Source organism: Shouchella rhizosphaerae (assembly GCF_036700015.1).
GTDB lineage: Bacteria > Bacillota > Bacilli > Bacillales > Bacillaceae_D > Shouchella > Shouchella rhizosphaerae.
This window is the reverse complement of record NZ_CP144921.1, coordinates 3451772-3477892: the sequence shown is the minus strand read 5'-3', so window position 1 is coordinate 3477892 and position 26121 is coordinate 3451772. Positions and strand designations below refer to the sequence as shown.

30 protein-coding genes are annotated in these 26121 nt (G+C 46.3%); 6 read left to right on the top strand and 24 right to left on the bottom strand.

What is annotated here, in order from left to right; translation table 11 throughout:
- Positions 1 to 16 precede the first annotated feature (16 nt).
- From V5G21_RS17200 to V5G21_RS17185, 4 genes are read right to left on the bottom strand one after another with little or no spacing between them, the layout of a single operon-like run.
- Entirely contained in the window at positions 17 to 319 is a 303-nt protein-coding gene (locus tag V5G21_RS17200; protein ID WP_011246411.1) for a LapA family protein, read from the bottom strand.
- Between the two features lie 15 nt (positions 320 to 334).
- Positions 335 to 1270, bottom strand: coding sequence for a protein translocase subunit SecF (gene secF, locus V5G21_RS17195; RefSeq protein ID WP_073303973.1), 936 nt, complete (start codon positions 1268 to 1270; stop codon positions 335 to 337).
- The gene (secD, locus tag V5G21_RS17190) at positions 1260 to 2561 is read right to left on the bottom strand and encodes a protein translocase subunit SecD (RefSeq protein ID WP_011246409.1); all 1302 of its coding nucleotides are present in this window, start codon (positions 2559 to 2561) and stop codon (positions 1260 to 1262) included. Before secD ends, secF begins: the two co-directional genes overlap by 11 nt.
- A 34-nt stretch (positions 2562 to 2595) precedes the next feature.
- Positions 2596 to 2886, bottom strand: coding sequence for a post-transcriptional regulator (locus V5G21_RS17185; RefSeq protein WP_011246408.1), 291 nt, complete (start codon positions 2884 to 2886; stop codon positions 2596 to 2598).
- A 168-nt stretch (positions 2887 to 3054) separates the two neighbouring features.
- Between V5G21_RS17185 and spoVB the strand changes: the two genes are divergently transcribed.
- Positions 3055 to 4605 carry a stage V sporulation protein B gene (gene spoVB, locus V5G21_RS17180; protein ID WP_011246407.1) on the top strand — a complete coding sequence of 517 codons (1551 nt, stop codon included), beginning with the start codon at positions 3055 to 3057 and terminating at the stop codon, positions 4603 to 4605.
- Between the two features lie 36 nt (positions 4606 to 4641).
- Here spoVB and V5G21_RS17175 read toward each other — a convergent pair whose 3' ends face one another.
- Positions 4642 to 4881 carry a hypothetical protein gene (locus V5G21_RS17175; RefSeq protein WP_011246406.1) on the bottom strand — a complete coding sequence of 80 codons (240 nt, stop codon included), beginning with the start codon at positions 4879 to 4881 and terminating at the stop codon, positions 4642 to 4644.
- Between the two features lie 138 nt (positions 4882 to 5019).
- Entirely contained in the window at positions 5020 to 5484 is a 465-nt protein-coding gene (locus tag V5G21_RS17170) for a YetF domain-containing protein (RefSeq protein ID WP_011246405.1), read from the bottom strand.
- 134 nt (positions 5485 to 5618) lie between these two features.
- Between V5G21_RS17170 and V5G21_RS17165 the strand changes: the two genes are divergently transcribed.
- The gene (locus V5G21_RS17165; RefSeq protein WP_011246404.1) at positions 5619 to 5999 is read left to right on the top strand and encodes a TIGR04086 family membrane protein; all 381 of its coding nucleotides are present in this window, start codon (positions 5619 to 5621) and stop codon (positions 5997 to 5999) included.
- 107 nt (positions 6000 to 6106) lie between these two features.
- Here V5G21_RS17165 and yajC read toward each other — a convergent pair whose 3' ends face one another.
- From yajC to V5G21_RS17130, 7 genes are all read right to left on the bottom strand, one after another.
- Positions 6107 to 6370 (bottom strand): preprotein translocase subunit YajC, encoded by a 264-nt coding sequence (gene yajC / locus V5G21_RS17160; protein WP_011246403.1) that lies wholly within the window; start codon positions 6368 to 6370, stop codon positions 6107 to 6109.
- 45 nt (positions 6371 to 6415) lie between these two features.
- Positions 6416 to 7567, bottom strand: a complete 1152-nt coding sequence (tgt, locus tag V5G21_RS17155) for a tRNA guanosine(34) transglycosylase Tgt (RefSeq protein ID WP_011246402.1) — start codon at positions 7565 to 7567, stop codon at positions 6416 to 6418.
- Between the two features lie 13 nt (positions 7568 to 7580).
- The gene (gene queA / locus V5G21_RS17150) at positions 7581 to 8609 is read right to left on the bottom strand and encodes a tRNA preQ1(34) S-adenosylmethionine ribosyltransferase-isomerase QueA (protein WP_011246401.1); all 1029 of its coding nucleotides are present in this window, start codon (positions 8607 to 8609) and stop codon (positions 7581 to 7583) included.
- Between the two features lie 78 nt (positions 8610 to 8687).
- Positions 8688 to 8891 (bottom strand): DUF2905 domain-containing protein, encoded by a 204-nt coding sequence (locus V5G21_RS17145; RefSeq protein WP_011246400.1) that lies wholly within the window; start codon positions 8889 to 8891, stop codon positions 8688 to 8690.
- Positions 8884 to 9885, bottom strand: coding sequence for a Holliday junction branch migration DNA helicase RuvB (ruvB, locus tag V5G21_RS17140; RefSeq protein WP_011246399.1), 1002 nt, complete (start codon positions 9883 to 9885; stop codon positions 8884 to 8886). The genes V5G21_RS17145 and ruvB overlap by 8 nt, the downstream gene beginning before the upstream one ends.
- Before the next feature lie 15 nt (positions 9886 to 9900).
- Complete coding sequence (gene ruvA, locus V5G21_RS17135) at positions 9901 to 10500, bottom strand: Holliday junction branch migration protein RuvA (protein WP_011246398.1); 600 nt, start codon at positions 10498 to 10500, stop codon at positions 9901 to 9903.
- 130 nt (positions 10501 to 10630) lie between these two features.
- Positions 10631 to 11149 carry an intercompartmental signaling factor BofC gene (locus tag V5G21_RS17130; protein ID WP_011246397.1) on the bottom strand — a complete coding sequence of 173 codons (519 nt, stop codon included), beginning with the start codon at positions 11147 to 11149 and terminating at the stop codon, positions 10631 to 10633.
- Positions 11150 to 11302: 153 nt separating this feature from the next.
- Here V5G21_RS17130 and V5G21_RS17125 point away from each other — a divergent pair, with 153 nt between their 5' ends.
- A complete protein-coding gene (locus tag V5G21_RS17125) occupies positions 11303 to 11677 on the top strand; it encodes a hypothetical protein (protein ID WP_073303969.1) in 375 nt (124 codons plus the stop codon).
- Between the two features lie 94 nt (positions 11678 to 11771).
- Here V5G21_RS17125 and V5G21_RS17120 read toward each other — a convergent pair whose 3' ends face one another.
- The 5 genes from V5G21_RS17120 to nadB all read right to left on the bottom strand — a co-directional run bounded on the left by V5G21_RS17120 (position 11772) and on the right by nadB (position 17976).
- Entirely contained in the window at positions 11772 to 12608 is an 837-nt protein-coding gene (locus V5G21_RS17120; RefSeq protein WP_035204507.1) for a YhcN/YlaJ family sporulation lipoprotein, read from the bottom strand.
- A 78-nt stretch (positions 12609 to 12686) separates the two neighbouring features.
- Positions 12687 to 14216, bottom strand: a complete 1530-nt coding sequence (gene safA / locus V5G21_RS17115; protein WP_095316918.1) for a SafA/ExsA family spore coat assembly protein — start codon at positions 14214 to 14216, stop codon at positions 12687 to 12689.
- A 313-nt stretch (positions 14217 to 14529) separates the two neighbouring features.
- Positions 14530 to 15624, bottom strand: coding sequence for a quinolinate synthase NadA (gene nadA, locus V5G21_RS17110; RefSeq protein ID WP_063609904.1), 1095 nt, complete (start codon positions 15622 to 15624; stop codon positions 14530 to 14532).
- Positions 15615 to 16463: a carboxylating nicotinate-nucleotide diphosphorylase gene (nadC, locus tag V5G21_RS17105; RefSeq protein ID WP_304527615.1), complete on the bottom strand. Its 849-nt coding sequence runs from the start codon at positions 16461 to 16463 to the stop codon at positions 15615 to 15617. Before nadC ends, nadA begins: the two co-directional genes overlap by 10 nt.
- Entirely contained in the window at positions 16444 to 17976 is a 1533-nt protein-coding gene (gene nadB, locus V5G21_RS17100; protein WP_338464977.1) for an L-aspartate oxidase, read from the bottom strand. Before nadB ends, nadC begins: the two co-directional genes overlap by 20 nt.
- A gap of 87 nt (positions 17977 to 18063) precedes the next feature.
- On the opposite strand from nadB, the gene V5G21_RS17095 reads away from it, so the two are divergent.
- Both V5G21_RS17095 and V5G21_RS17090 read left to right on the top strand, forming a co-directional pair.
- Positions 18064 to 19179: a cysteine desulfurase family protein gene (locus V5G21_RS17095; protein WP_011246390.1), complete on the top strand. Its 1116-nt coding sequence runs from the start codon at positions 18064 to 18066 to the stop codon at positions 19177 to 19179.
- A 7-nt stretch (positions 19180 to 19186) separates the two neighbouring features.
- A complete protein-coding gene (locus V5G21_RS17090) occupies positions 19187 to 19723 on the top strand; it encodes a transcription repressor NadR (protein ID WP_338464976.1) in 537 nt (178 codons plus the stop codon).
- Positions 19724 to 19739: 16 nt separating this feature from the next.
- Here V5G21_RS17090 and pheA read toward each other — a convergent pair whose 3' ends face one another.
- The 4 genes from pheA to V5G21_RS17070 form a co-directional block, all read right to left on the bottom strand.
- On the bottom strand, positions 19740 to 20615 hold the full coding sequence (gene pheA, locus V5G21_RS17085; protein WP_035204497.1) for a prephenate dehydratase: 876 nt from the start codon (positions 20613 to 20615) through the stop codon (positions 19740 to 19742).
- A gap of 15 nt (positions 20616 to 20630) precedes the next feature.
- Positions 20631 to 21074, bottom strand: a complete 444-nt coding sequence (locus tag V5G21_RS17080) for an ACT domain-containing protein (protein WP_011246387.1) — start codon at positions 21072 to 21074, stop codon at positions 20631 to 20633.
- Positions 21075 to 21259: 185 nt separating this feature from the next.
- Entirely contained in the window at positions 21260 to 22546 is a 1287-nt protein-coding gene (gene obgE / locus V5G21_RS17075; RefSeq protein ID WP_035204495.1) for a GTPase ObgE, read from the bottom strand.
- Positions 22547 to 22564: 18 nt separating this feature from the next.
- Positions 22565 to 23110 (bottom strand): Spo0B domain-containing protein, encoded by a 546-nt coding sequence (locus tag V5G21_RS17070; protein WP_160162507.1) that lies wholly within the window; start codon positions 23108 to 23110, stop codon positions 22565 to 22567.
- A 516-nt stretch (positions 23111 to 23626) separates the two neighbouring features.
- On the opposite strand from V5G21_RS17070, the gene V5G21_RS17065 reads away from it, so the two are divergent.
- Positions 23627 to 23776, top strand: coding sequence for a YrzI family small protein (locus tag V5G21_RS17065; protein ID WP_082112011.1), 150 nt, complete (start codon positions 23627 to 23629; stop codon positions 23774 to 23776).
- A gap of 30 nt (positions 23777 to 23806) precedes the next feature.
- Here the strand turns inward: V5G21_RS17065 and hemY are convergent, their stop codons facing one another.
- Positions 23807 to 25183 (bottom strand): protoporphyrinogen oxidase, encoded by a 1377-nt coding sequence (gene hemY, locus V5G21_RS17060; RefSeq protein WP_338464975.1) that lies wholly within the window; start codon positions 25181 to 25183, stop codon positions 23807 to 23809.
- Complete coding sequence (gene hemH, locus V5G21_RS17055) at positions 25180 to 26118, bottom strand: ferrochelatase (RefSeq protein WP_011246383.1); 939 nt, start codon at positions 26116 to 26118, stop codon at positions 25180 to 25182. The genes hemY and hemH overlap by 4 nt, the downstream gene beginning before the upstream one ends.
- Positions 26119 to 26121 lie beyond the last annotated feature (3 nt).

Genomic DNA, 26121 nt, shown 5'->3' with positions numbered 1-26121 from the left:
GGGGTGACAACGCATTTCAATGACTCTGTTTTTTCATGTCTTTTTTTTGACGGCTGCTTTCATCTGGTTGATCTGCATTTGCTTGTTTTGCGGTACGCAGCCGCTTGATTTCAGCATTTAATTGCATTACTTTCATTAGGGACATCATCCCTGCGACAATCGCTCCTAGTAGCACCGAGCCCAAAATGACTAGAATCAATGGCCACTGTGCTTTTACCACTAACAGATTAACTGGTACGCTTTCCACATTTAACACCGCAAACACAGCAATGATAATGGCGGCAATAATGCCGATAATAAACGCTGTCTGTGCTTTCATGTCAATCCCCTCCGCTCAAATGTACTCTTCTTCCGTTTTCTTTGGTTTGTTTTTTAGTTTCTTTTGCCGCTTCCACTCCCAGACAAGCCATATTTGCGCACAAAGGAACATCGAAGAATAAGTACCGGCAATCAATCCAATGACAAGAGCCAATGAAAACGAGCGGATCGCTTCGCCGCCGAAAATCAGCAATGCCACAGCAGCAAATAGCACGGTCAATACCGTATTGATCGAGCGTGTTAACACTTGAAGCAAACTTTTGTTTACAATTTGCGCCAAGTGCTCAAAGCTTTTAATTTCCTTCTCCTTGTTAATATTTTCCCGCATTCGGTCAAACGTAACAATCGTGTCATTGATTGAATAGCCAACCACAGTAAGCACTGCCGCTATAAAAGGCACATTAATTTCAACTTGGAACAAGCTGAACAACGCAATAATGATAAAGGCATCATGGAGCAAGCCAATAACCGCTGAAACACCATATAGGAAGTGAAAACGGAAACCGATATAAATGACAATCCCTAATGAAGCGATCAATACGGACAAAATCGCATTGCGAGCAAGCTCCTGGCCGACGAGAGGCGACACTGTACTGACGTTAGGCGAATGGCCGTATTTGTCTTGGAAATAAGTTTGAATCGCGGTAATTTCATCTTTGGAAAGTTCCACTGTAAACCGAGCAGTCGCACTTTGGCTTTGCTCGCCTCCAAGTGTAATATTCGGCGTGTACGATTCATTGATTGCTGCAAAGTCGTCCAGTAATTGTTCTTGCGTCAATGTCTGATCCGCTTGAATTTCCACATTCGAGCCACTTTCAAAATCAACGCCTAAGTTTAAACCAAACGTAAGCAACAACACAATGCCAAGGACAATTGACAAGCCCGAGCCGATAAAAAAACGTTTTCGGTGTTTTGTCAAATCGACATTCCACTTTTCTGGATTAAAGCTCATCAATTTCACCTCTTTTCACGCCAAACCAGCCAGGCCGTTTATTTAAAAATTTGCTGTTCACCCAAAGGCCCAGCAATACTCTGGAACCATAAACGGCCGTTAAAAAGCTGACAAGAATGCTAATAATGAGCATGACCGCAAAACCTTGCACGGAGCTCGTACCAAAATAAAACATAACCCCTGCCGCAATCAACGTCGTAATATTGGCATCAAAAATCGTTGCAAACGAGCGCCTGCTGCCGACTTTAAAGGCAGATAAAATCGATTTCCCTGATTTAATCTCTTCCTTAATCCGTTCATAAGTAATGATATTCGCATCGACAGCCATGCCAACCCCAAGCACGAGTGCAGCAATGCCTGGCAAAGTTAACACAGCATTCATTGCATTAAAGACGACAAGCACCAAAAATGTATAGATGCTTAGTGTAATGACAGCAATGATTCCTGGGAAGCGATAGTAAACCACCATATACAAAAAGATCAGCGCAACCCCAAGGGAGCCAGCAAAAATCGTTTGGTTCATCGCTTTTTCTCCTAGCGATGCACCGACAGATGTAGAGTAGATCTCATTTAATTCAACAGGCAAAGCGCCTGCATTTAATATTTCAGCAAGAAAGCGTGTTTCCTCCGTTGTAAAATTCCCTTCAATCATTACGTCTCGTGTATGTAACGGGGCATTAACGGACGCTGCTGACATGTATTTAGGGTCTTGTTTTTTTGATTCTTCTGCAAAGCTATCGCCTTCTTCGAAGTCAAGCCAGATGACGAGCAAATTCTCTCCTAGTGGACGTTCAGAAATTTCACGTGTGATTTCGCCAAATTTGTCTGCATCATTTAGCGTCAACGTCACAATCGGCTGATTCTTTTCTGGATGTACCGATGCGCTGGCACCATTTTGGGTTAAATCGCTGCCATCAAGAAGCACGTTGTCATCGACGTCACGGATCGTCAATTCTGCGCCAGTCGCCAAAATGTCACGTGCTGTTTCTTGGTCTTCAACACCAGCTAACTGGACACGGATCCGGTTTTCTCCTTCAATTTGAATGTTCGGTTCTGAAACGCCAATTGTATTTACCCTTTCATTCAATGCAGTCGTTGTTGCTAAAAGCGAATCCTGATTAATTTCATCGCCTTCATTCATGGGCTCCACTTCGTAAAGCACTTCAAAGCCGCCTTGCAAGTCAAGCCCAAGGCTGACGTCGTTTACAACAGGCTTTGCAAAATAGGCGATTCCAGAAGCAAACAACGCAATAATGAGAAAGAAAAGCGCAATTTTGCCTTTTTTAACCATAGTCTGTTTATCCTCCTACGCAATCTCGAATCTGTTACTTTTCGGCTGTTGCTTGCTCAAATGTTTTGAACCAGTCAATCGGCTCCTTATACGCATGGACTGTCAACCATGTCATGTACCCCTGGGGCTGAATCGACAGAAGTTCATCAACAAATGCGTAGAAAGGCGTAAATTCTTTTTTACGACGAAGCTTGTCCACTGCATAATTCCACAACTCATCTTTTGTGACACGATTGTAACCAAGCTCGTGGAACTCTTCCTGTTTAATGGAAAGGAGTGGTTCGACGTCTTCCCGCCAACCATCAAACTGTTGTTTCATGCCCATATACATACCCTCTCTTTATAACTTTAAGTATACATATACTAACAAATTATTGCTATTACGGCTATGAAATCGAATGAACTTCATTTTGGGAAAGGCTTGTCATGTCCTGTCCATTGCCGCATAGACATGTATAAAACGCGGTAGACCAGCAAAGAAGGCGGGATTGCCATGAACAAGCAAACCTTTCTAAAAGGCACTTTTATTTTAATTGCAGCAGGCTTTATCACAAAATTACTCGGTTTCATTAACAGAATTGTCATGGCAAGAATGATTGGTGCTGAAGGCGTAGGCCTTTATATGATGGCTGTGCCGACCATGTTGCTACTCCTAACGTTAACGCAACTTGGCCTTCCAGTGGCGATTGCAAAGCTTGTTGCAGAAGCAGAAGCAAAAGGAGAAGTTGGCAAAACCAAGAAAATTCTCGCCGTTGCCCTTGCCATAACAGGTTCTTTGAGCATTGTTTTCACAACGGCGATTCTCGCCCTCGCTCCACTCGTTGCCCAAACGTTATTGACGGACGCCCGCGCCTTGTATCCGCTCTTGGCCGTAGCGCCGATTGTGCCAATCATTGCTGTTTCTTCTGTGTTGCGCGGCTATTTCCAAGGACGCCAAAACATGAAGCCAACCGCTTATTCCCAAGTACTTGAACAAGTTGTACGCATCAGCTTAATTGCCGTCTTTACAGCCGCCTTTATGCCTTACGGACTGGAGTATGCTGCCGCTGGAGCAATGATTTCTGCTGGCTGTGGGGAACTTGCTTCCCTCTTGTATATGCTGTATTTGTTTAAATCACACAAACCGTTCCGACTTCGCCGCCAGTTTTTTTCGACTGTGAAATCAGGACGGAAAACAGCTTCCCAGCTCCTTGCCATTGCCTTACCTACCACAGGCAGTCGTCTAATTGGTACAGTCGCGTTGTTTTTTGAACCGATTGTTGTTGCCCAGAGCCTCGCTTTGGCTGGAGTAGCAACCATTGTCGCAACACAGCAGTACGGCTTGCTCGTCGGCTATGTCATGCCGCTACTCACATTACCAACCTTTATTACGTATTCCCTTTCCGTTTCGCTATTGCCGAGTTTAAGTGAAGCAGCAGCAAATAAACAAAAAGTCCTTATTCACCACCGTTTAGAACAAGCTTTACGAATGGGGCTTTTGTCAGGAGGCATTTGCGTTGTCGTTCTTTATGTATTTGCTAGTGAACTGACCGTGCTTATGTACAACGCTCCACACGCTGCCTCGCTATTGCAAGTTATGGCGCCATTTGCTCTCTTTTTGTACTTGCAAGGCCCCCTTGCTGCTGCCCTGCAAGCATTGGATTACGCCAAAGCTTCCATGGTTAATAGTTTTATTGGCGCCATCGTTAAAACGCTTGCGATTTTCGCTTTGGCTTCTAGCCCGAGCTTTGGCATAATGGGAGCAGCTTTGGCTATTGTAACTGGTTTTGTACTCGTGACGCTGCTCCACATTGCTACACTTGCCAAAACGACGGGATTTGTGATCCACGCTGTTCCCATGTTGAAACTAGTGCTGCTCATCGTCATCACTGGCTATGCAGGCATGCAAATAGACACCTATTTATTCAACGGATTGCCTTACGCAGCAAAAGCGCTCGCCAGCATCGCCATAACTTGCATGATTTATGTATTTGGCATTCTTGCCCTTAAGCTTCTCAGCAAAGAGGAACTAAAACGCCTTCCGTTTATCAAAAAGTTTATGTAAGAAGCGCTTTCCAAACAAAAGCGCTCCTTCTTTGTATTACCAGAATAATAAGCCCGCTAAGGCAAAGCCAGCAATTGCGCCAAGAGCAACCGGGTAACCCCAGCCCCAGCCCCAACCCCAGCCGTAGCCAAAGCCGCGGTTGCCAAGAGGCTGTAAGTAGACGTGTTTGTTGTCTACTCGTGTGATCCGGCCATAATGGCGCCTGCCATTATGTTCTGTAATGACGACACATTTGCCTATATGCTGTTGGCACATGCGATAATAATTTTCTGCCATGTGTATTGTCCCCCTCTTAAAAATCCGTACACAATAGCATATGAGAAGGAACAATAGCCGTGTCCACTCGTGTCACGAGTGCAACTACCTATTTTTATCGGCCAAAGCAAACGGGTGGACATGTGATCACTACGTTTTTCAAAAAGAGTCAATAAAAAACGATTCTTTGCCTTTAAGCGAGCAATAAGCAATTTTTTTAATATCGCGGTAGCCGAGTTTGCGCAATTGCTGGCGAAGCCATAGCTCTGTTTGACGTAGTTCTCGCAAATGGTCATGCTGGATCGTCCCATCAATGATTAATGGTAAAGGCATGGCCAATGCGGGTCCTTCTTTCTGTAAAGGAGGTGCTACTGTAGGGGGCTTGCTTGTGTGCTGTAGTTTGCCCGACTCGCCTGTCTTTCGTTTCAATACGGCTGCTATCACCAGCAGAAAGATCGGCAAAAGCACCCATAACGACCAAAATGCAGCAATTGCTTCACCGGCAAACAAGGCGAGTGCCAATTCGAAAGGGCCTTGCTGTGTTTGTGTTGTTTCGTTTTTGTATTGCTTGATCAGCACAAGTGCCGCGTAAGTAGCTGCAGCGCGCACAATCATGGCATCCATGCATAGGTCTCCCCCTCTCCTTACATTTCTTATTTGCTACTATGCCCTAAGGGGTTGCTTTTATCCTTTGTCATAGACATGTTCCCTGATTGGCAAGCATACGAATAGAAAAAACGGTACGAGGGGGACATAGAATGGAAAGCAGACGTTTTTTTCCAGCGGTATGTATTGGCACATTCGTGAGTATATGCATTGCCGTCGCATTCAGTATACTCATGGCTACATTGCTTTATTTGACTTCACTGACTGAACAGTCTGTTCATTGGGTAATGGTGGGGTGCGGTTTTTTAGCCTTGTTTGTAGGTGGCTTTTTTTCAGGAGCTAAAGCAAAAAACAAAGGCTGGCTAGCAGGCGCATTTACAGCGTTTTTGTTTGTCGCCATTCTGCTGGCAATCAGTTACTTAGGCTATAATGAATCCATCACCTCCAACCAGATGCTCCTCTTTGCAGGCTATTGTGCCATTGCTTCTTTAGGTGGTGTGTTTGGTGTCAATTTTTCAGGCGGGAATTCATAAGGAACTCTTGCTCCTTCACACACAAAAAAGCCCATCCCTTTATTTGAGGGCGTGAGCTTTTGCTTAAAAAGGCGCCTCCCGCTACTTAAGCTAGGCGCTTTCTTGTATTAATCTGATTGCACCACTTCGCGGATCGCGTTACGATCATACGTAAGTTTGCGGTTGTCGTTCACCAACAACACAACAACAGATTCGTCAATCGAGTCAATGACGCCGTGCAACCCGCCGATTGTAATGACTTTATCGCCGCGCTGTAAATTTGCGTGCATTTCACGCACACGTTTTTGTTGTTTTTGCTGAGGACGGATCAGCAAAAAATAAAATAGCACGATAATCGCGATAAACGGAAGCATACTGACAAGTAATTCCATGAAACACCCCCCTTTCCTTGCTTTAACGCCACCTTTTCTAGAGAACTAGAAGTTGCGTGCGTTTTCCTTGTTAAAGCCGTATTCCTCAAAAAACTGCTCGCGAAAATCAAGAAGGCAGTCATCCATAATCGCTTGGCGAACTTGCTTCATTAAATTTAAAAGAAAATAAAGGTTGTGGTACGTCGTTAAACGGAACCCAAATGTTTCTTCGCATTTAATGAGATGACGAATATACGCCCGCGAGTACGTACGGCACACATGGCAGTCACACTTTTCATCGAGGGGACTGAAATCACGCGCGTACTTAGCATTACGGACAACCAATCTTCCCGCACTTGTCATGCAAGTACCGTTTCTCGCTATTCGGGTCGGCAAGACGCAGTCAAACATATCAATGCCCCTTATCGCCCCGTCAATGAGTGAATCTGGCGAGCCGACTCCCATTAAATACCTAGGTTTATCTTCCGGCATTAATGGCGTTGTGAACTCAAGCACATGATTCATGACATCTTTCGGTTCTCCGACAGACAGTCCACCTACAGCGTAACCTGGAAAATCAAGCGCTGTCAAATCATTTGCACTCTGTTTGCGCAGATCTTCGTATTCACCGCCTTGAATGATACCAAATAACCCTTGAACACTGTCTTTGCCTGAACGTTTGTGTTCGGCAAGGCACCGTTCTGCCCAGCGGCTTGTCCGTTCGACCGAAGCTTTCATATAGCTATGGTCGGCAGGGTAAGGTGGACATTCATCGAATGCCATCATAATGTCCGATCCAAGCACATGTTGGATTTGCATCGCTTTCTCTGGCGAAAGAAACAGCTTTTCACCACTCAAATGATTGCGGAAATGGACGCCTTCTTCCGTGATCTTGCGTAAATCACTAAGGGAAAAGACTTGGAAGCCACCAGAATCCGTTAAGATCGGCTTATCCCAATTCATAAACTGATGAAGGCCGCCAGCTTCCTTAATAATCTCTTCTCCCGGGCGAAGCCATAAGTGGTAGGTGTTGCTTAAAATAATTTGTGCATCCATTGCTTTCAAGTCTTCTGGACTCATCGTTTTCACAGTCGCCAACGTACCTACCGGCATAAACATCGGCGTTTCAATCGTGCCATGAGGCGTATGGACACGACCGAGCCGAGCGCCAGATTGCTTACATGTTTTTATGTGTTCATAGGTGATTGCTGCTGTCACTATTTGTCTCCCCTTACGGTCGTATAAACATTGCGTCGCCGAAGCTAAAAAATCGGTAGCGTTCTTTTATGGCGTGTGCATAAGCATCCATTAATGCCTCTTTGCCTATCAATGCGCTAACAAGCATGACAAGCGTTGATTTTGGCAAATGGAAATTCGTCAACAACCCGTCAATTGCCTGGTACTTATAGCCAGGATAAATAAAGATCGACGTCCAGCCAGATGCCGCTACAAAGGCGCCATGATCGCTATAGATCGTTTCAAGCGTTCTTGCTGAGGTTGTCCCAACTGCGATAATGTTGCCGCCATTCTCCCGGGCAGAAGCCAGCGTGTGGGCCGCTTCTTCTGTCACCTGGTAATACTCGGCATGCATTTGGTGGTCTTCAACAGAACTAGCGCTCACTGGGCGAAATGTCCCCAAACCGACATGAAGGGTAATATACACAATTTTTACGCCTTTTGCTTCGATCTCTAAAAGCAATTGCTCGCTAAAGTGAAGGCCAGCCGTTGGCGCAGCGGCCGAACCTATCTGCTTCGCATACACAGTCTGGTAACGGTCGGCATCTTCTAGCCGTTCTTTAATATAAGGAGGCAATGGCATCGTCCCTAGTTCCTCCAACAATTCATAAAACACACCACTGTAGCGGAATTCGAAAATCCTCCCCCCTTGGGGTTGGACTGCCGTGCATATCGCTGTTAACTTTCCGTCGCCAAAGCTAACCTCTGTCCCTATTTTTACTCGCTTTGCTGGCTTTACAAGCGTTTCCCAACAGTCGCCTTCAAGCTGTTTTAGAAGCAACAGCTCGATGACTGCTTTCGTTTCTACCTTTTCGCCTAAAAGGCGGGCAGGCATCACTTTCGTATCATTTAAGACAAGGCAATCTCCTGGCGAAAGCGCTTCAATCAAATCAGGAAACATCCGGTCGCTTATCGCTTTTGTTTTTTTGTCAACCACAAGCAAACGGGAATTCGTCCTAGTCTTCAAAGGAGTTTGGGCAATTAATTCTTCAGGTAAATCAAAATCAAATTCATTTACGTCCATGTCATCACCTATCTATCTTACGCATTCCAATCAAACTTTTCCTAGCATACATGCGTTTTTCATTTAGCGCAAGCACTTCTAACGGCGGAAGAGTGAGAAAAGCAGGGAAAGAACAATGCTAATAATAATGCACGTCATGATCGGAAAGTAAACAGTCGTTTGCCCGCTTTTAAACAAAAAATCCCCTGGCAATTTGCCGATTGGCAAAAAGCGGCCCAACACTTGCCAAAGAAAACCGACAATGAGCAACACTGCGCCAATCACCATTAATGTTTTACCCATTTTGCTTTTCCACTCCATAATGAGCATAACAAGCCGGCGTCGCTATCCGCCCCCGAGGCGTCCGCTGGATAAAGCCAATTTGCAGCAAGTAGGGCTCATATACTTCCTCAATCGTTGCCGCTTCTTCGCCAATGGTCGCCGCAATCGTTTCTAATCCAACCGGGCCCCCATTAAATTTTTCAATCATGCCTTTTAACAATTTATCGTCAATATGGTCTAGCCCTAACGGATCGACATGGAGCTGTTCAAGGGCGGAGCATGCCCTTTCCAACGAAATAGCAGCCTCCCCTCCTACTTGGGCAAAATCACGAACGCGACGGAGCAGGCGGTTTGCAATCCGAGGAGTCCCTCTTGACCGCCGCGCCAATTCAAGCGCTGCAGACGGCTCAAGCGTCGCTTGAAAAACGGTGGCGGAACGTTCCACAATTTGAGCCAGTTCTTCAGGTTTGTAATACTCAAGCCTTGCCATTACGCCAAAACGGTCGCGTAACGGGGACGAGAGCATTCCTGCACGTGTTGTCGCGCCCACTAACGTAAACGGCGGCAAATCTAATCGAACCGATCTAGCAGTTGGGCCTTTGCCAATGACGATATCTAGACAAAAATCTTCCATGGCCGGATACAGCACTTCTTCAACTGTGCGGTTCAAGCGGTGGATCTCATCAATAAACAAAACGTCTCCTGGCTCAAGGGCGGTTAAAATCGCGGCCAAATCGCCAGACCGCTCAATTGCCGGGCCGGAAGTAGTCCGCAACTCGCCGCCCATTTCCGCCGCAATAATCGCCGCTAGCGTCGTTTTCCCAAGGCCTGGCGGTCCGTAAAGCAGGACATGGTCAAGCGCTTCTTCGCGCATTTTTGCTGCCTCCATAAACACAGCAAGGTTGTGCTTAACCGTTTCTTGCCCGATATAATCGGCCAATCTTTTTGGCCGTAACCCTTGCTCGCTCTGTTCTTCCAACTCCGTTGCTTCAGCGGAAACAATTCGTTCTTCCATTGTCATCCCCCTTACTTAAGGACGTTTTAACATAAGCGCAAGCGCACGCCTAATATATTCATCTGTTTCCAGCGTTTCCGCTTTTAACTGTTTTTCCACTTTTTTCAGCTCTTTTTCAACATAGCCCAAAGCACGCAACGCTTCTAAAGCATCCTCAAGCTGTGGATTTTTTTGCTGTTTGTCAGCGCCAGCAGCAGGTTCCAGCATTGGTGCCATATCATCAAGCTTCCCTTTTAAGTCAAGAATGATTTGTCTTGCTGTTTTTTTGCCGACTCCAGGGAAACGGACAAGCAGCGCCTCATCTTCTTGTTCAATTGCATGGATAATATCTTCTGGTTCTCCAGAAGCAAGAATGGCGAGCGCTCCTTTTGGGCCAATGCCAGAGACATTTAAAAGCTTTTCAAACAACAAACGTTCTGTCCTTGTTGTAAACCCAAATAGGCGTTGGCTGTCTTCGCGAACATAGTGGTGTGTCGGGACCACTACCTCCCGATTTAAATCGTTTATAAAACGGTAAGGGTTTGCACAGTAAATTTGGAACCCAATCCCGTTGGCTTCGACCACGAGATAAGCAGGTTCAACTGCAACCAAATTCCCTTTAATATAGTCAATCACAAGCATTCTCCTCTGCATGGCCAAAAAGCGAACATTTATTTCTATTTTAGCATAGCAGATAGCTTTCCGTCATTAAGTTGCTACTAAGCCAGCAAGTGGGTAATGCGATAGCCAGTGCTGCAGCTGCCCATTATCGCCATTGTGCTAACAGGTTTTGCAAATGCTCAAGGCTTTCAATCCGGATGCCTTGTTCAAGCGCCGCAACATCCGATTCGCTTAGCTTTGCTGCCTCAATTTCGCTATAACGTGTGACAATCTGTCCAGCTTCTTGTGCTCCTGTGTAAAGCACGATCCCCCTATCGGCATCTATGCCTAAATAGCCATCCTCTTTTACTTCGGGTGAAAGGTCAAGAATGGTTTTCCGAAAGTGGACAAAGTGGTTGCTTTGGTCAACAAGCTGCCATTCTTCGTATTCCGCCCAAAAGTCGTCAATCGCCCAAATGGTTTCCTCAACACGCTCTGTTCGTATATTTCCATCAGCGAATACGGTTTCACGTAATACTTCCGTGGCATTAGGCGGATTTGCTACTTGGGGAGAATCATTAGACGCGTCTTCGCCAAGAATGATAAATGTTCCTAGTAGCAAAGCGAATGAGGCAGCTCCAAGAGAAAACGGAAGCCAATGTTTGTGGACAACTTGCTTTAACATCATGAACATCCCTTTCCAATCATACTATTGCTTTATCCTCGGCATTTAGCTTGTAATCTATACGAAAATGACACAGGATTTTCATAAAAATTGCCAATAAAAGCGCATGGTTATTGTTAGAATGAAAAGAGAAATTATAAGGAGGGAAACATATTGAGAAAATTAGCTGGAGTGGTCACGGCCTGTTTGCTTTTTTTTATTTTGACAGCTTGCGGGGCGCAAGAAGATAGTGGGCAAGAAGATAACAGTACTGCGGAATCAAGTGAAACCGTTGTCATTAAAGCAATGAACTGGCAGTTTGATAAAGAAGAATATGCGGCTGGCGCTGGTGACGTGACGGTGGAACTTAAAAATGAAGAGGGGAACCACGGCATCGTTATTGTCGGGGCTGATAATGGATCCGATCTTGTCATTAGCGGTTCGGACTCAAAAACCGTCACACTTGAACCAGGGGAGTATGAAATCCAATGCAACATTCCATGTGGTCCTGGCCACGAAGAAATGGTCTCGACTCTGGTTGTTTCTTAATTGCTATGTAGCTCCCCATTACTGGGGAGTTTTCAGTCTGATGGCGGTTATCGACTTTGTCGACAACCTCGCTCCCCATTACTGGGGGGTTTTTTTACTTATTTTGAAACGGGCGCTTTGCTGCATTGCCTAAATCGCGCATCATGTCTGTAAACGTGTCTCGGACATCATCAAAAGCAGCGCCTGAGCGCAATTTATCGTCCATTTTTCGCATATTTTTATAAATGTTGTTATCTGTACTAACAACAACATTTTTGCCTTTGCCGGCCAATTTGCGGACACGGTTTTCGACATGCTGTTTTACATCGTCTGCTTTTTCGTCTTGCTCATAGCCTACAACAACGTCGTCGCGATTAATAATAACGCGGGCTTCCCGAACACCGTCAATTTTCTCAACTTCTTCGCGGATCTCTTCTACCCGGTCGCCATCATAATTGCGATGGTAACGGACTTCTTCCGTTTCCATTCCCTGCCGCATGTTTCCGTCTTGGTTCGTAGAACGCTGTGCGTTTATGCCGCGGTTTCCATCTTTGTTCGTTGTAGCTCGTTGGAAATTCATGCCGCGGTTGCCGTAGTCTGCTCTTCGATTAAGAAAACCATTTTCGTCAACCATTCCTGGACGGTTGTTCCCAGTTATACCACGAACGTAGCCATTGCGTCCTTGATTATACTGGTTAGTCCGGTTCATGCGTTGGTTTTTATTTGAAAAGCGATTGTCGTCAAAGAATGTTTTATCATTCGTGTTGTACGCATTCGGCCCATAATACGGATAGTTGCGGTTGTTGAAGTTGTTGTCCCCATTCAGATTGGCTTCTTGATTGCGGTACGTGTTTGGCTGCATTCCAGCGCGGTTGTTGTCTTGTGTTCCGCAGCCTGCAAGCCCTGTTAGAAGCACGCTCGCGCAAATAAACGATAAAGCTGTTTTTTTCAATGGAAATTCCCCCTTTCGGTCTTAGTATGTACCAAAAAGGGGGAACTACGCTGTTAGATTATGGCTGTCAAAAAGCCGTTAATCTTGTTGGTCTTCTTCTTCGTATGCGTTTATTTGTTCCTCCGGCTCGTATTCCTGCTCTTGCAAATACGGGCTTTGTGGATGTGCCCATTGCTGTGGCTGGGCTGCATAAGGCCCCGTTAAAAAGGATGGAGCTTGGTTCATGTAATGGGGCTGCTGGTATAATTGGTCATCAAGCTGGCCGACAGGCGGCTGCCTATAGGGTCCTGCCTGTTGGTTTAATGTTCCTGGAGCAAAAAAAGGTGTTTGCGGAGGCGGATAGCTGTTTGCTACTGGCATTTGCGGCAAAGCAGCTGGCTGCCACCCTGGATAGCTCTGGAATGGTGCAGCATCGCCGATTTCTCCTTGATAAGGAGAGTAGCGATATTGTCCCCAATTAATGTCCATTTGCTGAGAAAATGGTTGCGCCCCGTTGCTTTGTCCCCAGTTCATCTCTACTTGGTGGGCATATGCTTGTTCTTGGTTCCATCCTTTATTTTCCTGCTGTGGCCAAGGGGTAAAGTTTGTGTTTTGTTGCCCTTGAAAACCTTTGTTTTGATTTTCTTGGATCGGATAGCTTTGTTGATTCGGTCCCCCGCTTTGTTGCACAAACGGGGCGTTGCTTCCCCACGGAGACTGCTGACCATGAATGCCGCTTTTTGAGCTTCCCTTATGTGCTTGTGGCTGTACTCCATTCCATTCGCCCGCCTCGTTGTCTTTTTTATCCTGTGGCAACGGCTGATGTTTGCCTGCGCTTTCTTGCTGTTTAGGCCCATGCGACTGAGCTTGGAGCTGCGCATTTTCTCCATATGCTTGTGGCTGAAATATTTGTGGCTGATAGGACTGCGGTTGGTTTGCTTGTGGCTGGTATGACTGTGGCTGATAGGACTGCGGCTGATTCGCTTGTGGCTGGTATGACTGTGGCTGATAGGACTGCGGCTGGTTTGCTTGTGGCTGGTATAACTGTGGCTGATAGGACTGCGGCTGATTCGCTTGTGGCTGGTATGACTGTGGCTGATAGGACTGTGGTTGATTTGCTTGTGGCTGGTATGACGGCGGTTGATTCATTTGCTGGCTGTAAAGCTGTTGGTTTGGTGCGTAAGACTGCTGGTACATATTTGCTTGTGGTGCAAACTCTTGGAATGCATTTCCTTGGCAAGGTGTACAAGGCGGCTTTGGCGGAAGCGGCGGATATTCTGGCGGTTTTGCTACACCTTGTTGTGTTTGGCCATAATAGGGCGGCGCTGGCGCGACATTTGTCGCTTGCGTTTTCTCTGATGCCTTCAGCTCCGGCTTTTTAGGTGGTTTAACGGATTGTTCTTTCGCTTTTTGCTGCTTCTTATCTACTTCTTTTGCTTTCGGCGTCGTCTTTTTCTGTTCTTTCCGGACAGCAACTGATCCAGCAGGCACTTTCACTTTCATGCCTGGCATCAACATTTCAGGGTTGGTTAAATTCGGATTCGCTTCTTTTAAATGTTCGTAATCGACTTCATACTTCTCCGCTAATTTCCATAAAGTATCTCCCTTTTGGACAATATGGATTCTCACAGGCTGTTCCCTCCTTACTAGGCATTCATCCTATAGACTATGCAAGAGCATAAAATCGGTTCACATGCAACGTTCCCCAATACTTATGTGTAAACTGCTCGGCCTAGACCAAAAAAATCAATCAAACGGTTTGAAAACCCTTGTCAGACAGGGAGTGAAACCGGGAAGGGATGCAATTAGGACGAGAGTTCGTGAGCCACTGCTTCTTGTTTTAAAACGCTCGTTTCACAGTGTAAAGTATACAGAGCGTTTACAAACCTAAAAGAGCGGTTCAATGTACGCTCTTTTAGGTTGTCGCTCCAATCATTAAACTTTAAACTGTTGCCAGCATCCGCGCTAAAGCCGTTCTTGCTTCCTCTGCGACATCTTCGGCGACCGTAATTTCAAATTGGCGTTTGCCTTCACGCAGCAAATCCAGTGACCAAGCAAGATGATCCAAATCAATGCGGTTCATTGTTAAACAAAGGCACATAGTTGAGTGAAGAGAAAACACTTGCTTATCGGGATGCTGTTTCGCTAAACGATTGACCAAATTCATTTCCGTCCCAATTGCCCAGGATGTTCCTGGCTCCGCCTGTTTTAATGTTTCAATAATGTAGTGTGTGCTCCCGGCTTTATCAGCAGCTTGCACAACTTCGTGTGTGCACTCTGGATGAACAATCACTTGTGTATGCGGAGAGCGGTCACGCACGTTTTTAATTTGCTCAACTGTAAATTTTTCATGAACAGAGCAGTGCCCTTTCCATAAAATGACGATGATTTCTTCTATGTTCGCACCAGGGGGGAGTTCGAGTTCATGTGTATGAGGATTCCAGACCGCCATTTTTTCTAAAGGAATCCCAAGTGCAAAAGCTGTGTTTCTCCCCAGGTGTTGGTCAGGCAAAAACATTACCCTTGGCTTTTGAGCAAACGCCCACTGCACCATGTTTTTAGCGTTTGATGACGTTACGCATGCGCCACCATGGCGTCCGCAAAACGCTTTAATTTCAGCGGTGCTGTTGACATACGTCAGCGGCAAAATCGTGTCTCCGAATCGTTCCGTCAGCGCTTCCCAAGCACGCTCTGTTTGGGCGATCGAAGCCATATCGGCCATCGAACAGCCAGCGGCAAGATCAGGCAGGATCACATGCTGCTCTCGACTCGTTAGCATGTCTGCTGTCTCCGCCATAAAGTGAACACCGCAAAAAACGATATTGGCCGATGACGTTTGGCCGCACAGTTGCGCAAGTTGCAATGAATCGCCGGTGAAGTCAGCAAATTGGATAACGTCCTCTCGCTGGTAATGGTGGCCTGGTATGAGAAGGTCATTGCCAAAAAATGCTTTTGCTTCGCGAATACGGGCTTCTTTTTCAGCACTTGACATTTCGCGATAGTGATGGGGCAATCTCGCTGGTTGCATTACTTGCATTGTCCTTCCCCCTTTTGTATAAGCATGCTCAAATCGAGTGCAACAACTGAATGTGTCAAAAATCCAAGCGACAGAAAATCAACGCCAGTATTGGCAAATTGCCGCAAATTGGCCATCGTTATCCCTCCTGAGGCCTCCGTCTTTATTCCAGCTGGGACATAGGCCAAGTAAGTCCTAATCGCCTCTGGCGTCGCGTTATCAAACATGATCACATCCGCTTGCGCGGCGACTGCTTCTTTGACTTCGTCTAAAGTCGTCGTCTCTACTTCAATTTTTGCCATCGGCCCAGCATAAGCCCGGGCTTTTTCGATTGCGGCAGCAATGGACGTGCAAGCGGCGATATGGTTTTCTTTTAACATGAGGGCATCGTCAAGGCCAAAACGGTGGTTGGCTCCTCCTCCTATCCTGACTGCAAATTTGTCAAACATTCTAAGCCCTGGCGCTGTTTTTCGGGTATCGCAAACACGAATGCTTGGATCGCCTAATTCTTCCACTGCTTTTGCTGTCAGTGTGGCAATGCCGCACATACGCTGCAATAAATTGAGCAATACCCGTTCACCCGATAATAGCGATTTGACCGGCCCTGTAAAGCGAGCCAATTGCTGCCCTCGTTTCACTTGCTCTCCATCGCGAACAAACAGTTCGACTTCAATGTCAGAATCGAGCAAAGCGTATAGCTGGTTGACCACTTGTGTCCCTGCAAAAATGCCTTCCCCTTTGGCAACTATAACGGCCTCTGCTCTTTCAACAGTGAACAGCGCTTCAGCTGTACGGTCTCCATAACCAATGTCTTCTGCCAAAAATCCCCTTAACTGCTGATCAAGCTTGAGCGGGTTCATATTCTCTCTCCTCTGTTTTCACGAATGCTTTATTCTGTACAGAAAAACAAATCGAGCGCTTCCGCCATTGTTCGTCTGCTGACGGATAGTCGCTGCGCCTATGGGTGCCTCTTGTTTCCGTACGCAACAAAGCTGCTTTTACAACAAGCGTAGCAAGCTCATACAAAGTACCCGTTTCTAGATCGTCAACGTGCACAACCGTTTTCTTTGGCATTTGTTGAAACGAAGAAAGCCAATTAGCCACTGTTTGCAATCGATAGGCGTCGCGTTCAATGCCTGCATAGGCGCTCATCATTTTTTGCAATTCGCTACGTTCAGGAATCCCGTGTATCAATGCCTTATTCGGCTGTGGCTTAACCGCTCCCGCTTTTGTTTGTGGATCGGCCAACAAAGCCGCTGCCACTGCTTGCCCGTAAACAAGTGCTTCGACGAGTGAATTGCTAGCTAAACGATTTGCGCCATGAACACCCGTACAAGCTGCTTCGCCTATCGCGTACAACCCATTTACCGACGTGCGCCCCAATCGGTCTGTCTCAATGCCACCGCATAAAAAATGGGCGCCTGGTTCAATCGGGATTAAGTCTTTGCGAACATCATAGCCATTTCGCTGCAGGCGTTTAAAGATCGCAGGAAACCGACTTGGAAAATCATGCAAATGCCTAGCATCTAAATAAACATTCTCGCCAGATTGCAACGCTTTATGTAATGTGGCCGCTACAACGTCCCGCCCTTCAAGTTCCCCTTTTGCCCATTTTCCCATTAGCCGATGGCCTGCCCGATTGACCAAGTAAGCACCTTCACCGCGGACTGCTTCGCTAATAAGGCTCGGTTCTTTTCCTTTTAAAATCGTCGGATGGAATTGCATGAACTCAAGATCTTTAAGGACAGCGCCAGCCCGATAAGCTAACATTAACCCGTCTCCTGTTGCTCTCTGCTCATTGGAACTATTTTCATACAATTGGCCAGAGCCGCCAGTTGCTATAACCACACAGTCGCCGTAAAAAGCGTGATTAACGGTGCGAACGCCTTGGATTGTTTGATTTTTCACAATCAACTCCAGCACATATTGGTTTTCGTACACATGCACGTTTTCACTGAGTGTCCGCCATAATGTTTCGACAACTGCTAAGCCTGTTTGATCTTGATAAGCATGCAAAATGCGCCGCTTGCTATGGGCTGCTTCATGGCCAAGGACATATTGGCCAGCTGCTTTTTCAAACGGCACCCCTAAAGCATCGAGCTCTTTAATCATTGCTGGAGCCTGCCGAGCGAGCTCAGACGCACGCTTAAACGCATTAAAACCGCTGCCTGCGACAAACGTATCTCTCGCATGGAGTGTCGGATGGTCGGTTTCGCCTACTGCCGCCGCAATCCCCCCTTGAGCCATACAAGAATTGCTGTCCAACCTGCCCGCCTTCATTAAAAGCGATACTTCTGCTTTATCTGCTAATTTGTGGGCAGCCATTAGTCCAGCTATACCGGCGCCAACAATAATAACTGATTTCTTTTTCATAGACTCACTCACTTTACAGTTGTCTTGTCACCTATATTTACATAAACTAATAGAAAACACAACCTTTTTTTAAGAATGGAGATTGCCATGTATTATTTAGACTATAGCGCTACTACGCCGCTTTCGCCCCTTTGCTTAGACGTATATCAAAAGACAGCCCAATTGGCTTTTGCCAATTCAAATAGCCTCCATACTTTTGGGCTTGAAGCAAGAGCGATCCTTGAACAGGCGCGTACGAAGTTTGCATCATTGCTTCGCCTTACAGAAGAAGAACTGTATTTTACTGGGTCGGGTTCTGAAAGCAATTTTTTAGCGATTGTCTCATTAGCATTCGCTTACCGTAATAAAGGTCAGCACCTTGTCTCCACCAAGACGGAGCACCCTTCTGTCCTTGAAGCATTGCACTACTTAGAGAAACATGGATATGAAATCACCTATGTACCTGTAACGGAAGAAGGAAACGTAACAGTCGAAGCGCTTCGTGCTAGCTTGCGTCCTGACACCGTGCTTGCCTCGATTGCTGTCGCTTCCAGTGAAATTGGCACAGTCCAAGACATAGCTCACCTTAGCAACGTCCTACGCTCCCGTGGTATACTGTTTCATAGTGACTGTGTACAAGCATTAGGAAAAATCGAAATTGATTTTTCATTGCTTGATGCAGCAAGTTTTTCGGCTCATAAATTGTATGCTCCGAAAGGGACAGGTGCTGTGTATTTGTCGAAACGTCTCCATTGGCGGGGTTTTTACGAACAAGCCCGTCATGAATCAGGATTTCGTCCAGGCACAGTGGACACGCCAGCAGTTGCTGCCTTTGCCTCTGCAGTCGAACACGCTCTTTCAATTCGGAAAACAAGGATGGCTGAGCTAGCGGAACTACGGGATACAATCATTCGCCAGCTGACTGCAACAGGGCATTTTCAATTAGTCGGTTCTAAAAAAGAGCGCCTGCCTTTTCATATTGGCATGCTCGTCAAGGGATGGAGCGGGCAGCAATTTATGCTTGAATGCGACCGGGCTGGTTTTGCGATTGCCACTGGTTCAGCTTGCCAAGCTGGCCAAACCAGTCCGCCTCTCTCCCTTTTGGCGCTTGGTTTGACAAACGAGCAAGCTGACCGCTATGTGAGGGTTACGTTAGGAGAACCGACGACGGAAGATGAAGTCGGTATGTTTATTGAACACTGTACCAAGATTGTATGTAGGTGAGATAAAGATGAGAAAAGAGAAAAAATTAAAGTCAGAAGAGCGGCGGGCTGCGATTGTTGAGTGGCTAAAAAAGGAAAACGCCCCGTTAAAAGGCAGTGATCTCGCCAAGCGGGCAGGTGTCAGCAGGCAAGTCGTTGTCCAGGACATGTCGCTTTTGAAAGCGAAAGGGGAACCGATTTTCGCTACCGCACAAGGATACATGTACTTGGCCCCGGCTACCAAACAGAAAGTCCAGCGTTTGATTGCCGTACAGCATCGTCCTGAAGATACACGGGAAGAACTTTACACTTTTGTAGACCACGGCCTTACTGTCATCAACGTTTCGATTGAACATGCCATTTATGGTGAATTAACGGGAGCCATGCATATTTCCAACCGCCATGAAGTTGACGCTTTTTGCGCAACACTTGCTAAAACGAAAGCAAGCCTTCTGTCTGAACTGACAGAAGGCGTCCACCTCCATTTAGTAGAAGGACAAAACGAAGCACAAGTGGAAAAGGCGATCGCCGCGCTCCGAGAAAAGTCGTTTTTGTTAGAAGAGTAGCTAGGCGCTACTCTTCTTAATTAATCGATGCTGTCGCCTTTGAACTGTATGTCGCATAGCTGCCAAGGACTTCAACTTTACAGCCAAGTGCAGTAAGCTCAGCAATCGCTCCTGGCACTAGGACGTCATCCATTAACTGGTCGATGTCAATCAGGAAAAAGTAATTTCCGAGGCCGGTTTTTGTTGGGCGTGATTCGATTTTGGACAAATTCAACTTTCGCCAAGCAAAAGCGGACAACACTTGATGGAGGGCTCCGGCAAAATCAGACGGCAGCGTTACCATCAATGTTGTTTTGTCTCCTGTATGCTCTGGGCCTACTATGTGAGGAGCTTGTTCCTTTTTAGCCGTTAGCACGATAAAGCGCGTCCGGTTATGTTCGAAATCATGGATGTCTCCTTGAGCTACAGCTAATCCATAAGTCGAAGCCGCTTGCGCGTTGGCAATGACACAAGCATCTGCATCGGGGTTTTCAGCGAGCCAAGCGGCAGCCGAACCAGTTGAATCGGCATACTCGATTTCAATTTCAGGATAGTTTTTTTGCAGAAATTGATGGCACTGGGCAATTGCTTGTGGATGGGAAACGACTTTCTTAGGAACGAACGTTTCCCGGTCTTTGTTTGGCGAAAACAGCAAATGTTGCGCGATTTCCAGAGATATGCTTGCTACGATCGGCATGGGCTTATGGTGGATTAAATAATCGAGCGTAATATTCACAGTTCCTTCAATCGCATTTTCAATTGGCACAACTGCATAGTCAATCCCTTTTGCAAATGCGAGATCCAGCACTTTGGGGATGGTTTTCAGTGGAACTAACTCTTCTTTCGGAAACAGGCTGTATGCTGCCATTTCCGTAAACGTGCCTTTCGGGCCTAAAAAACCGACTTTTTTCACAAAAACGCTTCCTTTCTATGATCCTGAACCAACTAGTTCCACCCGTTCAACAGACTCAAGCGCCTCCATCCGTTCAAACAGTTCGTTTATGTCTATTTCAATCGGGGCTGTATCGACAGATAGGGTTATATTTGCTCTGCCTTGCAAGGGGATCGTTTGGTTAATCGTTAAAATATTGGCTCCGGTATCGGCAACAATGTTTAACAATTGCGATAAGGTGCCAGATCGATCTGCAAGGTTGATAGAGAACGTCATGATTCGTTCTTTTGCAATGGCATGGAACGGAAAAATCCCATCTTTGTATTTGTAAAATGCACTCCTGCTTAAACCGACACGATGGACAGCTTCATTGATTTTGCGGACCTTCCCCGCAGAAAGAAGCGCCTTGGCTTCAAGCGTACGCTGCATCGCATCTGTGAGCATATCTTCCCTGACCAGATAAAACTGCTTTTTCGACATTGGCACGCCCTCTCCTTCGGGCAGTTTTTAGGGCTGTGTAAAACGCCCTTGCTACATTTGATTATAAAAGATGTGTGTCTTTCGTTTCAACAAATCATTTAGGGGAAGGTAGCAGAAGCAATTGGATATAGCTTTACTCCTTTTAAAAAAGGCCAGTACAGCATAGACTGCCTGGCCCGACTAACTCATTCGACAAACTCGAATTCAAATTTCATAATACGGACTAGGTCGCCGTCTTTTGCGCCTCGCTTCCGCAACGCTTCATCAACGCCCATTTTCCTCATCCTCCGGGCAAAGCGGCGTACAGATTCTTCCCTAGCAAAATCAGTCATTTTAAAGGCACGCTCCAGTTCAGCTCCCGATAATTCAAACACGCCATCGTCTCCACGGGTGATTGTAAACGGCTCAATTGGCAATTCATGTTTATAAAGCACTCTGCCCTCTACTTGCTCTTCGCTGTCATGCAATGGAAACTCTGGCGCATGCTCCAATTCATCAGCAATCGCTAGCATCAATTCACGGACACCGTCTTTCGTGATCGCCGAAACTGGAAAAATTTTCGTTTCCTCGCCAAGTGCCTCTTTAAATCGCTTAAGGTTTTCATTTGCTTCTGGCATGTCCATCTTATTAGCAACCACTAATTGGGGGCGCTCCGTCAACCGGTAATTGTACTGGGATAGTTCTTCATTAATTTTGTGATAGTCTTCCACAGGATCACGCCCTTCCATTGCCGACATATCTACAATATGGACAATGACGCGCGTCCGCTCAATATGCCGCAAAAATTGGTGACCGAGCCCAACGCCTTCATGGGCGCCTTCGATTAAACCAGGCAAATCTGCCATGACAAAACTGCGCCCGTCCTGTGCATCCACTACCCCAAGGTTTGGTGTAATCGTTGTAAAGTGGTATTCAGCAATCTTTGGTTTAGCAGCCGACACAATCGACAGAAGCGTCGATTTTCCGACACTAGGAAAACCAACCAATCCAACGTCGGCAAGCACTTTTAATTCAAGGAGCAAATTCCGTTCTTCCCCTGGCTCGCCATTTTCTGCATGGTCTGGAGCAGGGTTGGCAGGTGTTGCAAAACGGACATTTCCCCGCCCCCCTCGACCACCTTTAGCCACAACAGCCCGTTGGCCGTGTGTAGTCAAGTCAGCAAGGAGCGCCCCTGTCTCCTCGTCGGTTACCATCGTACCAGGAGGAACTTTCACAACTAAGTCTTCGGCCTTTTTGCCGTGCATGTTTTTAGACATGCCGTGCTCGCCCCGTTTTCCTTTAAAATGTTTGTTGTAGCGGAAATCCATTAATGTCCGCAAGCCTTCATCCACTTCAAGGATAACACTGGCACCGCGGCCGCCGTCTCCTCCGGCTGGTCCGCCGTCAGGCACATATTTTTCTCTTCGATAAGCCACCATGCCGTTCCCGCCGTCTCCACCTTTGGCGTATACTTTCACTTTATCGACAAACATCTTCGTTCACTCCATTTCCTAATTGGAAGCTGTTGCATCCAGTAAAAACGTTACTGTATAACCTGCTTGTTCTTGCCTAGTTACGTCGACGACGACTGAAGGAGGCATCTCGCTAAAGCAGTTGGAGATACTGTCATTTCTGTATATATGCCCTTGATAGTCAAGTTCGATTAAACAGTTTTGGTCAAAAAACGTGTACGTAACAAAAACGGAACTAGGCCCATCTAGCTGCGGCCATTCAGACAGCAGTGAAAAAAAGCGGGCAAAACATGTAGAAAAAGCATTATCATATTTTGCCAAGTTTAAAAGAGGACCGTCCACTTCGTATGCAATCTCATAAGCTGATTGGTGCCATTTTTGCTCAAGTAAAACAAGCGCTGTTTTTGGCATCCCCATGTTGCACAGGCGGCTCTCATTTGTCGTTTGTTCAACCGCCTCCTCAAGAACAGCCTCAGCCCGCTCCTGATTGCCGATCGCCAAGTTCCCTTTTATTAGCTGGAGCACATTCAGCCAGTCATGGCGAATAGATCCCAATATGCGAATCAATTCGTCGTTGCTCCTCATTTCCATACGTCCCCTTCTACTCACAATTTCCCTGCATATCTTTTCAATTGTACCACACTGTTATGCCGTTTTCATAACGGAATCAGGATGTCTTTTTTTCGTGCTTGTACCTAATTTATTTGCTTTTCTGAAAAAAGCCTTTACAGTTTTGTCAACAACGAATATAATAGAAAAGGTGTTCAATCAAACGCAAAGGAGATGAACAAAATGACAACAATCATGCCATTAACCATTCAACTGCATCGTTCTTTTTGTTCACCCACTATGTGCGTTTTTGCATTGGCTTCAACAGTTTGAGCTTATAAGCAATCGCAGGGTGATAGCCCTGCTTTTTTGACTGCAGGGAGACATCTGCGGTTTTTTTGTGGGCAAAAGCTGGGAAAAATTGAGAGGGGGATAAAAATGTATGGTTTGTTCCAAAAACTAGGAAAAAACACAAAGCAATCGATTTTAAATAAGCAGGTGCCAGGTTCTACCTAATGACTGCACCTTCAGAGGAAGGAGGCGATTTCGTAGATGACGTTTTCATTTATTTTTTTTACGATAAGCATTAAAAAGCGCAAGCGCCCGGAGTATTCCCGCGCCGAACTAGAAGCTTTTATCCATGCCGAAAAAATGGAGCAGGAATACGAACAGCTAAAAACACGCTATTTGCATCACCTTTAATTAATGAGAAAAACGACGTAGGGCTTTGCCTTACGTCGTTTCGTTCATTAGTTGCTTCGCGCATGCCTGCCCTTGGTCAATACAATCAGGCACACCTACTCCGCCAAAATAAGCACCCGTCACGTACAAGCCTCGATGTTTGGCACAGGCTTTTTTAAAGCGTTCAATCCGCTGAAGATGGCCAACTTGATATTGAGGCATCGCCTTTTTCCAGCGCGTGACACGATAAAAAGTGGGTCGGGTACGGATCGCCATGACGTTCTGCAAATCGGCTAAAACAGCATTTACAATGGTCTGATCATTTGCTTCTACGATTGCCTCTTCGCCTGGCCGGCCAACATAAGCGCGCAACAACGTTTCGCGAGAAGGGCTTGTATGAGGCCATTTTAAATCGGTCCATGTGCAAGCAGTAATCGTTTCATCGCCTCCTCTGGCGACAACAAATCCTGTTCCTTCATGCTCATTGTCAACAGCGCCCTCAGGAAAGATCATGGCGACAGTGGCGCATGAAGTCGCCTCGATGCTTCCAATATCGCTAAACGGGTTAATCTCTACAAACAATTTTGCCGCTTGTTGTGGCGGAATCGTAACAATCACAGCATCATACCGTTTTTGGGTACCGTTAACAAACACGGTAAAAGCCCCGTCGTCGAGCACATCAATCCGTTCTACCGCTGCATTTAAATGAACAGACCCAGGGCGAAGCTGTTCGGCAGCAGCCTCCAGCACCGACGCCAACCCGGATTTGACTGTTAAAAACATTCCTTGCTTTTTCGCCTGCTTACTTGTTGATTTTGTTGCGGCTACCCCTTTTAAAAGGCTGCCGTATTCTGCTTCGTATTGAAGGAAATGAGGAAATATCGCTTTCATGCTTAGTTCATAAATATTGCCGCCGTAGATGCCGCCGAGCAAAGGCTCAATGAGCGAATCGACCATTTCTTTTCCTAAGCGGTATTCAAAAAAAGCACCTGCTGAGACGTCTTCTCCTGGTTTTGCAAATCGCGGCTTCTCATATTCTTTTAATAAATTGCGTTTCCCTTCATCCGAAATCAGTTTCGTTTCCAAAAACGCATCTATGTCTGTCGGAATGCCTAACACCGTATTTTTTGGAGTCGGAAAAAGCGTACCGCTCTTTAAAATATAGGATTGCCCCACTTCATTGCGAACAAGGGAATCGCCAAGGCCTACTCGCTGAATGAAATGAGTCATGCTCGCTTTTCGCTCTAAATAAGAGTCAGCGCCTCCCTCTATTACAAAACCACGGTCTTTGTACGTAACAATTTTGCCGCCAACTTGATTGGAAGCTTCATATACATCGTATTGTAAGTCGCTATGATCATGGAGCCAGAGTGCAGCTGACAGCCCTGTCGCTCCAGCTCCAACGATGGCAACACGCTTTTGCTTCATTTGGTCACCACAGCCGCCAGGCGTTTTGTCACTACATCGGCGAGCGCCTTTAAGAAACGAGTGTCTGCATTTGGCATCGGCGGGCGCAAATAGCGAACGCCTAGTTCGTCTGTAACCAACTTGCATTCATAATCATTGTCGTAAAGCACCTCCAAGTGCTCTGCCACAAAGCCGACTGGACAGTACATAAAGGTTTTGTAGCCTTTTTTTGCATATAGTTCCCGTGTTAGGTCTTGGACATCCGGCCCAAGCCATGGCTCAGGGGTGTTCCCTTCGCTTTGCCACCCAATTTCATAATTCGGTACATTGGCCATGTCCGCAAGCAAGTCTGCCGTTTCCCGCAATTGCTCTGGATAAGGGTCATTTGCTTGAATGATTTTCTCCGGTAAGCTATGCGCGGAAAAAATGACACAAAGGTCATCAATAGAATCGGCCTTCTTCATTTCATTTTCAATTTGCTCTTTCCAAAACTGCAAAAATCCCGGCTCTTTATACCAGCTTTCGATTGTATAAATTGTAGGCCCGCCAATTCGGTCCGCTTCTTCCTGAGCGCGCTTATTGTAAGACTGCACGCTAAACGTAGAAAAATGAGGCGCAAGGACAATCGAAACAGCCGTTTCTATGCCATCGTTCTTCATTTTTTGAACCGCATCTTCAATAAACGGATCAATGTGTTTAAGGCCTAAATAAGGCACAAAAACGATGTCTTCTTGCTGCTCATTTAAAACAGCAGCAAGCCCGTTTGCTTGCTCATCCGTAATGCGAGCCAAAGGGCTTGTGCCCCCAATTGCTTCATAGCGTTCCTGCAAATCAGCAAGTGCCTCTTCTGAAGGCTTGCGTCCGTGGCGAATATGTGTGTAATACGGTTCGATTTCTTCTTTCTTGCGCGGCGTGCCATAAGCCATGACAAGCAATCCAATTTTTTTCTTCTCCATTGT